The 12277-nt window shown below is 53.7% G+C and carries 13 protein-coding genes and 1 tRNA gene; 6 read left to right on the top strand and 8 right to left on the bottom strand.

Annotation, left to right across the window (positions count from 1 at the left end; genetic code table 11):
• Positions 1-2: 2 nt before the first annotated feature.
• Complete coding sequence (gene hpxZ / locus AC6I8T_RS04225; protein WP_021186138.1) at positions 3-386, top strand: oxalurate catabolism protein HpxZ; 384 nt, start codon at positions 3-5, stop codon at positions 384-386.
• Positions 387-460: 74 nt separating this feature from the next.
• On the opposite strand, the gene puuE is transcribed toward hpxZ, so the two are convergent.
• The 3 genes from puuE to AC6I8T_RS04210 are packed head-to-tail and all read right to left on the bottom strand — an operon-like array spanning position 461 to position 2895.
• Positions 461-1414 (bottom strand): allantoinase PuuE, encoded by a 954-nt coding sequence (puuE, locus tag AC6I8T_RS04220; RefSeq protein ID WP_208724880.1) that lies wholly within the window; start codon positions 1412-1414, stop codon positions 461-463.
• A 33-nt stretch (positions 1415-1447) separates the two neighbouring features.
• Positions 1448-2179 carry an aspartate/glutamate racemase family protein gene (gene hpxA / locus AC6I8T_RS04215; RefSeq protein WP_208724878.1) on the bottom strand — a complete coding sequence of 244 codons (732 nt, stop codon included), beginning with the start codon at positions 2177-2179 and terminating at the stop codon, positions 1448-1450.
• On the bottom strand, positions 2179-2895 hold the full coding sequence (locus AC6I8T_RS04210; protein WP_208724876.1) for a GntR family transcriptional regulator: 717 nt from the start codon (positions 2893-2895) through the stop codon (positions 2179-2181). Before AC6I8T_RS04210 ends, hpxA begins: the two co-directional genes overlap by 1 nt.
• A 145-nt stretch (positions 2896-3040) precedes the next feature.
• Here AC6I8T_RS04210 and AC6I8T_RS04205 point away from each other — a divergent pair, with 145 nt between their 5' ends.
• A complete protein-coding gene (locus AC6I8T_RS04205) occupies positions 3041-4534 on the top strand; it encodes an NCS1 family nucleobase:cation symporter-1 (protein WP_021186134.1) in 1494 nt (497 codons plus the stop codon).
• Positions 4535-4624: 90 nt separating this feature from the next.
• Here the strand turns inward: AC6I8T_RS04205 and AC6I8T_RS04200 are convergent.
• Positions 4625-4701: transfer RNA gene (locus tag AC6I8T_RS04200), tRNA-Asp, on the bottom strand.
• Between the two features lie 134 nt (positions 4702-4835).
• Complete coding sequence (gene dnaQ, locus AC6I8T_RS04195) at positions 4836-5567, bottom strand: DNA polymerase III subunit epsilon (RefSeq protein ID WP_021186133.1); 732 nt, start codon at positions 5565-5567, stop codon at positions 4836-4838.
• Positions 5568-5620: 53 nt separating this feature from the next.
• Here dnaQ and rnhA point away from each other — a divergent pair, with 53 nt between their 5' ends.
• Complete coding sequence (rnhA, locus tag AC6I8T_RS04190) at positions 5621-6088, top strand: ribonuclease HI (protein ID WP_208724872.1); 468 nt, start codon at positions 5621-5623, stop codon at positions 6086-6088.
• On the opposite strand, the gene AC6I8T_RS04185 is transcribed toward rnhA, so the two are convergent.
• On the bottom strand, positions 6073-6807 hold the full coding sequence (locus AC6I8T_RS04185; RefSeq protein WP_021186131.1) for a class I SAM-dependent methyltransferase: 735 nt from the start codon (positions 6805-6807) through the stop codon (positions 6073-6075). The genes rnhA and AC6I8T_RS04185 overlap by 16 nt on opposite strands.
• A 40-nt stretch (positions 6808-6847) precedes the next feature.
• Here AC6I8T_RS04185 and gloB point away from each other — a divergent pair, with 40 nt between their 5' ends.
• Both gloB and mltD read left to right on the top strand, forming a co-directional pair.
• Positions 6848-7603: a hydroxyacylglutathione hydrolase gene (gene gloB, locus AC6I8T_RS04180; protein WP_208724870.1), complete on the top strand. Its 756-nt coding sequence runs from the start codon at positions 6848-6850 to the stop codon at positions 7601-7603.
• A 71-nt stretch (positions 7604-7674) separates the two neighbouring features.
• Entirely contained in the window at positions 7675-9057 is a 1383-nt protein-coding gene (gene mltD, locus AC6I8T_RS04175; protein WP_208724869.1) for a murein transglycosylase D, read from the top strand.
• A gap of 74 nt (positions 9058-9131) precedes the next feature.
• On the opposite strand, the gene AC6I8T_RS04170 is transcribed toward mltD, so the two are convergent.
• A complete protein-coding gene (locus tag AC6I8T_RS04170; protein WP_208724867.1) occupies positions 9132-9935 on the bottom strand; it encodes an endonuclease/exonuclease/phosphatase family protein in 804 nt (267 codons plus the stop codon).
• Positions 9936-10081: 146 nt separating this feature from the next.
• A complete protein-coding gene (locus tag AC6I8T_RS04165; protein WP_497830115.1) occupies positions 10082-11260 on the bottom strand; it encodes an MFS transporter in 1179 nt (392 codons plus the stop codon).
• Positions 11261-11359: 99 nt separating this feature from the next.
• Between AC6I8T_RS04165 and yafC the strand changes: the two genes are divergently transcribed.
• A complete protein-coding gene (gene yafC, locus AC6I8T_RS04160) occupies positions 11360-12268 on the top strand; it encodes a DNA-binding transcriptional regulator YafC (RefSeq protein ID WP_021186126.1) in 909 nt (302 codons plus the stop codon).
• Positions 12269-12277 lie beyond the last annotated feature (9 nt).

The following is a 12277-nucleotide window of genomic DNA, read 5'->3' as shown; positions in this document are numbered from 1 at the left end:
CCATGACCCCAGAGAATATCGATCGTCCGGCGATTGTCGCCGAAGTCACCGCCGCGTTTTACCGCTACGAGCAGGCACTGGTCAGCAATGACGTAGCAGTGCTGGATGAACTGTTCTGGCACGACAACCGCACCGTGCGTCTCGGCGCCGGTGAAAATCTGTATGGCATTGAGGAGATCCGGGCGTTTCGTGCGGCTCGTCCCTCTGCCGGATTGGATCGCGACTTGCGCCATACGGTGATCACCACCTTTGGTGATGATTATGCGGTGTGCAGCACCGAGTTCACCCGTGCCGGGACGGAGAAGATTGGCCGTCAGCAGCAGACCTGGGTCCGACTGCCGTGCGGCTGGCGTATTGTTGCCGCGCAGGTGAGTTTGATGGTTTAAATGCATCCACAACCGTAGCGGCGCGATTTATCGCGAAATTCCCTGCGCGATAAATCGCGCCGCTACGGGGGCTTTTATTCTGCGGGATGAGTCTCCATCCAGTGGTCGGCAATCTGCTGGCGCGTACACACCCATACCTGGTCGTGTTGTTGGATATGGTCAAGGAAACGCTGCAAAGCACGGAATTTGCCAGGACGGCCCAACAGACGGCAATGCATGCCGATCGACATCATCTTCGGTGCAGTTTCCCCTTCTTCGTACAACACATCAAAGGTATCGCGCAGGTAGGTGTAGAACTGCTCGGCGGTGTTGAAACCCTGCGGTGAGGCAAAGCGCATATCGTTACATTCCAGCGTATAAGGAATGATCAGATGCGGTTTTACCGTGCCATCCTGGCAGGTCACCTGCGTCCAAAACGGCAAGTCATCGCCGTAGTAATCGCTGTCGTAGCTAAAACCGCCCTGCTCCACCACCAGGCGGCGTGTGTTCGGGCTGTCGCGCCCGGTGTACCAACCCGTCGGTGCTTTGCCAAACAGATCTTTCAGCACATCGACCGCCTGCTGCATATGCTGGCGCTCAGTCTTCGCATCCATCCCCTGATAGTGGATCCAGCGCCAGCCGTGGCTGACCACGTCATAGTCGGCGGCTTTGATCGCAGCAACGATTTCCGGATGGCGTGCCAGCGCCATCGCCACGCCAAAAATGGTCAGTGGCAAACCGCGCTTTTGAAATTCGTGGTGAATGCGCCAGAAACCCGCGCGGGAGCCGTACTCGTAGAGCGAGTCCATCGACATGTGACGATCGGCATAGCTGGCAGCGCCGATGATGTCGGACAGAAACTGCTCAGAACCGGCGTCGCCGTGCAACACGTTATTTTCGGCACCCTCTTCGTAATTGAGGACAAATTGCACCGCCACGCGAGCTTTCCCCGGCCACTGGGCATGCGGTGGCTGACCAGCGTAACCAATCAGGTCACGCGGATAGTTTTTGTTGAAGCTGTACTCTTTCTTTTCAGATACATCACTCATTCTGTAAGTTCCTGTGTAAACCTCAACCAGTGCTTAGTTTAGGTGCTGGAAGGCACCCGTGAGCGGTTTTTCTAGCGGGTAATCGAGATCGCCATGTTTGCTGGTGCCAAAGCCCAGCGCCACCAGCGACTCCACCATTTTGACCGCCGCACCGACACCGTCGATCACCGGTAAACCGAGTTCGCGGGTCAGATCCTGGGCCAGCGTCGCCATGCCGCCACATCCCAACACAATCGCCCCGCTACCATCTTCCCGTTTCGCCTGGAGACAACGCTGACGCACCTTTTCCTGCGCCACACCGCTACCATCTTCCAGTGCCAGCACCGGTAAATCGATGGCATGCAGGGCGGCACAATGATGGGTAAAACCATATTGCTGCAACAGATGGCGCGCAATGACCAGGGTCCGTGGCAGCGTGGTCACGATGGAAAAACGCGTCGCCAGCAGCGTCGCGGTATGCATCGCGGCTTCGGCGATACCCACCACCGGGCCGGTCGCCAACTCGCGCGCAGCCAGTAAACCGGGATCGCCAAAACAGGCGATCACATGACCACTGACACCCTGCGCTTTACCCCGCTTCACCTGCTCCAGCACCCCAAGGGCGGCGATTGCCTCATCAAAGTGGCCCTCAATAGATGGCACTCCCTGGCTCGGGCACACCGCGATAATTTCAGTGCCCGGTGCCGCCACAGCTCGCGCAGCCTGGCCGATGGTTTCCGTCATCGCCAGGCTGGTGTTGGGGTTAATAACCTGAATCAGGCTCATCAGGTGACTCCTTTACCGGCGAACAGCCGGGCAAAATCGGGGAGGGTTTCACCGCTGCGCTCAAAGTGCAGGCTGGCAACGATATGTTCGAAGTGATGATGGAGCGCAGCCGTCAGACCGGCCAGATCTTTCTGCCGCAGCAGATCCACCAGCCGATCGTGATGATCACAACGGCAGCCGCGCTGCCAGGGGGCACCGTACGCCGCAATGACCAGCGAGGAGCGTTGCGTCAGGTGCGTCACCATTTCGGTCAGCACCTGGTTACCTGAAATCGCCTGGAGCTGAATATGAAACGCGGCCGACAACCGAATCGCCGCTGCACCATCGTGTTGTTCATGCGCATGCTGTTCTGCGGCGATCAAATCCGCCAGCGCCGCCAGATGCGGTGGTTGCACATGGGCCAGTACCGCCGACAGGTTGGCGCATTCCAGCAAACTGCGTGTGGCGAAGATATCCCGTGCTTCCTCCACCCCAGGTGTCGCCACCTGTGCACCACGCCTGGGCGATAAGGTAATCATTTGCACCGCAGCGAGGCGTTGCAGCACCTTGCGGATACCGGTACGGCTGACGCCAAACACTTCAGACAGCGCCTCTTCGGGCAATTTGCTGCCGGGGGGCAACTGGTGTTCAACAATCGCGCTTAACAGCGCCTGGTAGATGGGTTCGTCTCTATCATTCAGATCTGCGGCCGTTCGCTGGCCTGTTTCACTCTTCATTTCCCACTCCGGTAAATGTCTGTGCACAGCACATCGTATACGCGAAAAACAATTTTTGTATACAAGAAATCAATTCTGGCCTGGATCCTGCAATACCGTTTCACGCTGTGATTATTATTCATTATTAAAGAGAGGAGCAGGTTTCATGCCAAATCATTCTGAAGTGACCTCTGCGGTGGCCTCTGAAGCCAACGCCCACTATAGCCCACGGCTTTGCAATGAGGATCTGGCACCCACGCGGGACCAGAACTGGTCGTGGTACAACATTTTCTCTTTCTGGATGTCGGACGTGCACAGCATGGGCGGCTATGTGGTGGCGGCCAGTTTCTTCACACTCGGGCTGGCAAGCTGGCAGGTGCTGCTGTGTCTGCTGGTGGGGATTTGTATTGTGCAGCTGTGCGCCAACCTGGTGGCGAAGCCAAGCCAGATGGCGGGCGTGCCTTATGCGGTGATTTCGCGTCAGGCGTTTGGTGTGTTCGGTGCCAATATTCCTGCAATAATCCGTGGCCTGATCGCCTTTGCCTGGTACGGAATTCAGACTTACCTTGCAGCTAACGCGTTGATGCTGGTGCTGCTGAAGTTCTTCCCGTCACTGTCCAGCATGACGCACAGCAGCTGGCTGGGCTTATCGCAACTGGGCTGGTGCTGCTTCGGCCTGATGTGGTTCTTGCAGGCGCTGGTGTTCTGGCACGGAATGAACGCTATCAAACGTTTCATCGATGTGGCGGGTCCCGCGGTGTACGTGGTCATGGTGGCGCTGGCAGGATGGATTGTATACAAGACCGGTTTTGACGGTATCTCTTTTACCCTGGCCAGCAAGCAGTTGAGTGCGGGCGAGCAGACCTGGCAGATGATCACCGCAACGGCGCTGGTGGTGTCCTACTTCTCCGGCCCGCTGCTTAACTTTGGTGACTTTTCTCGCTACGGTAAAAATATGGGTGAGATTCGCCGTGGCAACCGCTGGGGCCTGCCGTTCAACTTCCTGCTGTTCTCGATTGTGACGGTGGTGATTGTCTCTGGCTCCAATTCACTGTTCGGACGCATGATTACCGACCCTATCGAAACCGTCAGTATGGTGGGTAACGATTTGGCGGTGGCGCTTGGTCTGTTAACGATGATCACCGCGACTATTGGTATCAATATCGTGGCAAACTTCGTGTCACCCGCCTTCGACTTTTCCAACTGCTCACCGCAGAAAATCAGCTTCCGTACCGGTGGCATGATCGCTGCCGTCGGTTCTGTCTTGCTGACCCCGTGGAACCTGTTCCAGTCACCTGAATTGATTCACTACACGCTGGATGTTCTGGGTTCCTTTATCGGACCGCTGTTTGGCATTCTGATCGCCGATTTCTATCTGATCAAACGCAGCAAAGTGTATGTCGATGATCTGTTTGATGATACGCCGAAAGGCCGCTACTGGTATCAGGGTGGCTTTAACCCGAAAGCCATTGCCGCGCTGCTGCCTTCGGTGGGAATTTGCCTGATTATCAGCTTTATTCCGTCACTGCATGAGGTTGCCAACTTTAGCTGGTTTATCGGAGTAGCGCTCGGCATGGGCTGCTATCGCTGGCTGGCGCGTGCTGAACGTGAAGTACCGGCGGCCACGTATCGTGGCAAGGTGGCGGTGCAGAAGGATTAAACCGAACGGCGCGATAATCGCGCCGTTTGATTGTCGAATCCGAAAAAGCAAAAAGCCGATTCATTACTGAATCGGCTTCTTTAAATAGATTGGCGGTGCGGACGGGACTCGAACCCGCGACCCCCGGCGTGACAGGCCGGTATTCTAACCGACTGAACTACCGCACCGCGCTGTGTTCCCCGTCGGGAACGAGGCGCATATTAATGGCACGGCGATCTGCCGTCAACGCTTTTTCTGTGGGTTTGTTTCGTTTGCTGTTTTTTTCAGCTTAACGTTGCTTTTCCACGCAAAATCAGCCATTTCAGGCACGCCACAGGCAGCTACCGCCCTTCTTCATCACCAGATCTAAACGGCTTTCATGTGCCAGGCACTCTTCATCGCTGGCGCTGACGACGCGCAGACCCGACGCCGGGCGAACAATGCGCTGAATATTTTCGCCATCCACCTGGCTGCTCTGCTCGCTCTCGTGGGAAAAAGCCAACGATGTCTGGCCACCCGTCATGGTCAGGAACACCTCGGCGAGAATTTCGGCATCGAGTAATGCGCCGTGCAGCGTTCGTTTGCTGTTATCAATTTCCAGACGGCTACAGAGCGCATCAAGGCTGTTACGCTTGCCGGGGAACATCTTGCGCGCCATCGCCAGGCTGTCAGTAATTTGGCAGAACGTCTCGGTTTTGCCGATGTCGCGCTGCAACATGGCAAACTCGTAATCCATAAAGCCGATATCGAACGATGCGTTATGGATCACCAACTCCGCACCGCGGATATACTCAAGAAACTCCGCGGCAATGTCGCTAAAGCTCGGCTTATCCGCCAGAAATTCATCGGCAATACCATGAACGCCAAAGGCTTCCGGGTCCACCAGACGATCTGGCTTGAGGTAAATGTGAAAGTTATTACCGGTCAGGCGGCGGTTGATCACCTCAACCGCACCGATTTCAATGATGCGATGTCCTTCATAGTGCACACCGATCATGTTCATGCCGGTGGTTTCGGTATCGAGGACGATCTGGCGGTTATTTGCAGTGCTCATAGGACTCGTTTATGTCAGACTTGGTGTTTTGTCAGTAAGGAAGTCTACCAGAGATGCGTAAACAGGTAGAAATATTCACCGATGGATCCTGTCTCGGCAATCCCGGCCCCGGTGGCTATGGTGCCATTCTGCGTTATCGCCAGCATGAGAAAACCTTCAGTGCCGGTTACCGCCTCACCACCAATAATCGTATGGAACTGATGGCGGCGATTGTCGCGCTGGAAGCGCTGACGCAGCCGTGTGAAGTGGTGATCAGCACCGACAGCCAATATGTACGCCAGGGTATTACCAGCTGGATTCATAACTGGAAGAAACGCGGCTGGAAAACCGCTGAGAAAAAACCGGTGAAGAATGTCGATCTGTGGCAACGGCTCGATCTGGCGCTGAGCTCGCATCAAATCTCGTGGGAATGGGTGAAGGGCCATGCCGGTCACCCGGAAAACGAACGCTGCGATGAGCTGGCGCGCAGCGCCGCCAGCCAGCCGACCCAGGATGATGTCGGTTATCAGCCGGAATCCTGATCCTTCATGTTGCGGAACTGGCGCGTCGCGTTAACCGTCTGCCGCAGTTGCGTTTTACTCAGGCTTTTTTTCACTTTGGTGGGCGTTAACGGGAAGGTTCGTTTACGCGCCACCACCACATTCAGACAGCCCAATGCCGGCAGATGCGCGCTGATCACTTTACCGCCCTGCCGGTGCCACGGCACCACCTGGAAGCGAGTACGATAAACCACTTCATAGTTCAGCAGATGCAACCAGTCCAGCAGACGCATCTGGCTAAACATCCGACCGCTCCACGGGGCTCGGCTATGCAGACCCGGAATGCCTTTGCTGATACCCAGCAGGCTAAACGGATTAAAGCCGCTGATAATCATCCAGCCATCGTCAATCAGCACCCGATCAACCTCACGCAGCACGCGATGCGGATCCTGGCTCCAGGACAAGGTGTGAGCTAACAGGCAGGCATCAATCGATTTGGATTCGAACGGCAGTTGGGTCGCGCGGGCAATCACCTGCAACTCGTCACCCTGCTCCCCAACATTCACCTGATGCGAAATGGGGCAGTGACTGGTATTGATTTCTGCGCTCAGATTGCCAATTTTAAGCATATGAAAGCCATACAGCTTCCCAAGGTAAGGTTGCAGTTGCTGGGTTAAGGCGTCGCGAAAATAATCGCCCCAGGGCATGTCGCGCCAGGAGCGTGGCGCAGTCAGGATTTGGCGTGTTTTAGCCGGCTTCATGCTTTACCATCTTCCTTTTTCTACGGCCTGAGAGGTGTTTATGAATCTTACCAGTATTCCCGCGTTGCAGGATAACTACATCTGGACACTGACCGATGAACACAATCACTGCCTGATTGTCGATCCCGGCGAAGCACAGCCCGTGCTGGATAAAATCCGTGTTCATCGCTGGCAGCCGGTGGCAATTTTACTGACACACCATCATCACGATCATGTCGGTGGTGTCGCTGAACTGTTGCAGCAGTTTCCTGAACTGGAGGTTTTCGGTCCACAAGAAACTGCGGATAAAGGTGCAACCCGCATTGTTGGCGATGGGGATGAATTTACCCTGTTGGGGATAAATTTCCGTGTCATCGCTACCCCCGGCCACACTTTAGGACATATCTCATATTACAGCTCGCCTTATCTTTTCTGTGGTGACACGATGTTTTCCGGTGGCTGCGGCCGATTATTTGAAGGCACCGCACAACAAATGTTTGAGTCATTTCAAAAGCTTAACCAGCTACCTGGCGACACTCTGATTTGCTGTGCACATGAGTACACTTTATCCAATATGAAGTTTGCTGCGGCTATTCTGCCCCATGACCCGAAAATTTTAGCAAGGTTCCAGCAAATTAAGGACTTACGAGCAGAAAATCGCATTACTTTGCCAACAAATTTGGCTTTAGAGCGTGAAATAAATTTATTTCTTCGCACGCAAGATGCTGATTTACAAAAGGCTTTAGGCGGTAATTTTACAACTGCGCCACTATGGCAAACTTTTGCAGATCTACGCGAGAAGAAAGATCGTTTTTGATATTTGTGGTTGTGTTGTGTCAGACCGTCAAGTATGATTGCTCGTCTTTTAAGCGAACTATTGACACACACATGAAGGCAAAAGCGATATTAATCGCCTCTGTCTTGCTGGTGGGAGGTTGTCAGGCATCAAGGAATGACGCCACTATCCCGCAACAGCATGCTCAGAGCCTGTCTTCAGCTGGTCAAGGTGAAAATGGAAAGTACGGAGATCGCTTGTTGTCGCCGCGCTGGCAAGATGATGGAACAAGCCTCGCAGAAGACACTGATCTCTGGAATCACATTAGTGACGAGTTGAAGATGGGGATTCCGGATAACTCCCGGATCCGCGAACAAAAAACAAAGTACTTAAAAAATAAGAGCTATCTCCACGATGTAACATTACGGGCAGAGCCGTACATGTACTGGATAGTCGAGCAGATACAGAAACGTAAGATGCCGATGGAACTGGTACTGCTACCCATAGTGGAGAGCGCTTTTGACCCACATGCAACATCTTCTGCGAATGCCGCAGGCATTTGGCAGATTGTTGCAACAACGGGCAAAAACTATGGTTTGAAACAGAACCAATGGTATGACGGTCGCCGGGATGTGGTGGCGTCTACCAAGGTTGCGCTGGATATGATGCAGCGTCTCAACACCATGTTTGACGGTGACTGGTTACTGACCGTTGCCGCTTATAACAGTGGTGAAGGACGTGTGTTGAAAGCGATAAAACAGAATAAGGCGCGCGGTAAGCCGACCGATTTCTGGAGTTTGTCGCTGCCCCGCGAAACCGCGGTTTATGTTCCTAAAATGTTGGCCTTGAGCGATATTCTCAAGAACAACAAGCGCTACGGCATCAAATTGCCGACCCCGAACGAGAGCCGAGCACTGGCTCGTGTTGAAGTGGGTCAACAAATTGAGCTGACGCAAGCCGCAGATATGGCTGGCATGTCGTTAAGTAAGCTGAAAAGCTTCAATGCTGGCTATAAACACGGCAGCACAGCGCCGAATGGACCGCACTACATTATGGTGCCTAAGTCCAACGTTGCTCAGCTGCGCAATTCACTGGCATCTGGTGATATTGCCGCCGTGCAGCCTTCTCAACTGGCAAAAGCCAGTGATGTGGGAAGCAGCTACACGGTTCGCAAAGGCGACACCTTGTCTGGCATTGCCAGCAAGCTCGGCGTGAGCATTAATACACTGAAGCAGCAGAATAACCTGCGCGGTGCCTCAGTTCGCATCGGTCAGAAACTGACCATCGGCGATAAAGGTTCGCAGCTGGCCGATAACGGCAACAGCATCACCTATCGTGTTCGTAAGGGTGATTCTCTTGCCAGTATCGCGCGACGTCATGGAGTCAATATTCAGGACGTTATGCGCTGGAACAGTGTATTAAGTGATGCGAAGAGCATTCAGCCGGGTGATAACCTCACGCTGTTTGTTCATAATAGCGCAACGCCAGACACCTAATGGCGCGAAAAGGCTGACAAATGTCAGCCTTTTTCTTTTTATGCGGGTGAGCAAAATCTGCTGTACGTGGCAGTTTAGCGCGGAGTGGTTCTGGTGGAGTTAAATTCAACCAGCAACGGGTTATGGTCAGAAGCACGCGTCACCAATACCGAGGCTTCACTGACCTTCATATCACGGTAGAAGACAAAATCCAGCGGTCGACCAAAAGCTTTGCGTCGATGGTCATCGGTAAACGTCACTTCATGTAAAGCCATGTCCTGAGCGAAGCGAAACAACGCCTTCATCCTCTGACGACTCCAGGCATTAAAATCCCCGGCCATAATCACCGGCCCTCGATGGTACTGGATTTGCTCCCCAATCGGCCCCAGCTGTTTGCTGTAGACATCGATACCAAGGCTGAAATTGACGGCATGGATGTTCACCACCATCAACATTTCTCCATTGGGCAACGGATAAGCGGTCACCAGCGCGGATTTTGCCAGCCGTAATAACGGCTCACGCTCACGCAATGGGCAGCAGTACACCGGATGAGCCGACGCCAGCGTCATCACCCCAGAGGGATGCTGTGGCAGCACAAAAGCAGGTACCTGGTCAGCAGCCAGATAGTTACTGGTGGCGAACTTCACCAATTCAGGGGTGGTTTGCGCTTCCTGTAGCAACACCAGATGAGCATCTTTGCCAAAGCCTTGCAGCACTGACATCCAGTCTGCACGTTGCTGTTTAAAGATGTTCCACACCAATACCCGTAATGTCGGGTCGGCTGTGAGTGGTGCGCCGGGCGGTAACGCTTGCCCAACATGTAGCATCGCCCCTGGCGGAAAGATCCGCTCAGCAGGCTGTCCTGCTACATAACGCATTGCATAGGTTTTTTTCCGCACTTTCCCGCCTGGCTAGTTACAAACATACTTCACCTGACTGTTATAGGGATTTTAGCGCGGGGTTTCAATTGGTGTTCTTGATTGTCGGAATGGCCTTAACGGCATTTGAGTGCATCAGCCCACCTGAGCGTGGGCTGGAAAGCGAATTATTCGACGGCCATCACCGCGCGCGGCCTGTCCAGCGCACCGCTCAGACGCACCAGTAACAAAGCGATAAAGACGATGACTGCACCGACCCAGGGAGTTTGTGCTAACCCATATTGCTGCACGATATGACCGCCCACAGAAGAGCCCAGCGCAATGCCAATATTAAAAGCGGCAATATTTAAACCCGAGGCGACATCTACCGCACCAGGGGCGTAATGTTCTGCCTTCTGCACTACATAAACCTGCAACCCCGGCACGTTGGCGAAAGCAAAAATACCCATCACCACTACGGTCACTAATGCCAGATAGTGCATACTCGACGTCACCTGAAAGACGCCCAACAGTACCGTCAGTGCGGCGAAAATGAGGGTCAAAGCCGGCACAGCGCCATGACGATCCGCCAGCTTACCACCCCAGATATTGCCAATTGCCACCGCGATGCCATAGCCCAGTAAGATAACGCTCACAGCCGAAGGTGAGAAACCCGCCAGTGACTGCATCATCGGTGCCAGAAAAGTAAAAGCAGTGAACACCCCACCGTACCCGAGGGCAGTGATGGCATAGATCAACAACAAACGTGGATTGGTTAACACACGGGCCTGCTGTCGTAACGAAGTAACGGGCGGCTGAGCGATATGGCGTGGAACCAGCAGCATACTGGCGACCAGGGCAATAACCCCCAACATCGATACCGCCAGGAAGCTCTCACGCCAGCCAAAATGCTGCCCGATCAGCGTTCCCAGTGGCACGCCCGTTACCAGGGCAACTGTCAAACCGCCAAACATAATCGCAATAGCGCTGGCCGCTTTCTCTTTACTCACCAAACTGGTCGCGATGGTTGACCCTACCGAAAAGAACACACCATGTGCCAGACCAGTGAGCAGTCGCGCAATCACCAATGTTTCATAGTTCGGTGCCTGCCAGGCTACCAGATTGCCAAGGGTGAAAAGCGCCATTAACCCCATCAGCAAATGTTTACGCGGTAATTTCCCGGTCAACGCCGTTAGCACCGGAGCACCGATGGCTACCCCAAGGGCGTAGATAGATACCAGCATCCCGGCTGAAGGCAGGGTAATCGCAAGTTGTTGCGCGATGGTCGGGATCAACCCGACGATGACAAATTCAGTGGTTCCGATAGCAAAGGCGCTGATGGTCAGCGCCCAGAGTGCAAGTGGCATGATTGACTCCCAATTAGTTTTGATGGGCGCCAGTATCCGCTTATGGTTTAATAACAAAAAGGTGCAAAGTAACAATAGACTTTTGCTTGTGGGGGGATAATGAAGGCATCATCAGACGAGCTGAAAGTGTTTATTGCGGTAGTGGAAAGCGGGAGCTTTAGCCGTGCTGCTGAACAATTACATATGGCCAACTCGGCGGTCAGCCGGACGGTGAAAAAGCTGGAGACTAAGTTGGGTGTGGCGTTATTGACACGTACCACTCGCCAGCTCGCCCTCACGCATGAAGGTGAACACTACTTTCGTCGCATACAAAAATTGATGCAGGAGATGTCAACAGCGGAGAGCGAGTTGATAGACAGACAGCAAGCTCCGCGTGGCGTGCTGCGCATTGATGCCGCAACGCCGGTGATCCTGCATTTGTTGTTGCCGATGGTTAAACCGTTTCGCGCACGCTATCCCGATGTCACTCTCTCGTTGATTTCCTCGGAGAGCTTTATCAATCTTATCGAGCGTAAAGTCGATGTGGCCATTCGCGCCGGAACCCTGACCGACTCCACCCTGCGCGCTCGTTTATTATTTATCAGCTATCGCAAACTGGTCGCCACCCCTGCGTACCTGGCGAAGTATGGTACTCCACGCTCTGTGGCCGATTTAGCGCACCATGAATGTCTCGGTTTCGTTGAGCCTTTACGGTTGAATCGCTGGCCTGTGGCGCAGGAAAATGGCGAACTTTATGATATTAATCCGGGAATGTCTTCGAACAGCGGGGAAACAATCAAACAACTTTGCCTGAACGACAATGGTATTGCCTGCCTTTCTGACTATATGGTTGATCAAGAAATTGCCGATGGGACCTTTGTAGAGTTGCTGGCGGATCAGCGTTTGCCGGTAGAAATGCCGTTTAACGCAGTTTATTACAGTGATCTTGGTGTCAGTCAGCGAGTACGGGCATTTATTGATTTTCTCAGCGATTGGGTGCAGAACCAGCCCTGGCGAAGCCAGGACTGATTTTTTTGC

The sequence above is a fragment of the Pantoea sp. X-Soil-OKNW-556 genome (genome assembly GCF_059730695.1).
Note: the sequence above shows the minus strand (reverse complement) of the source record. Positions and strands in the feature narration are given on the sequence as shown.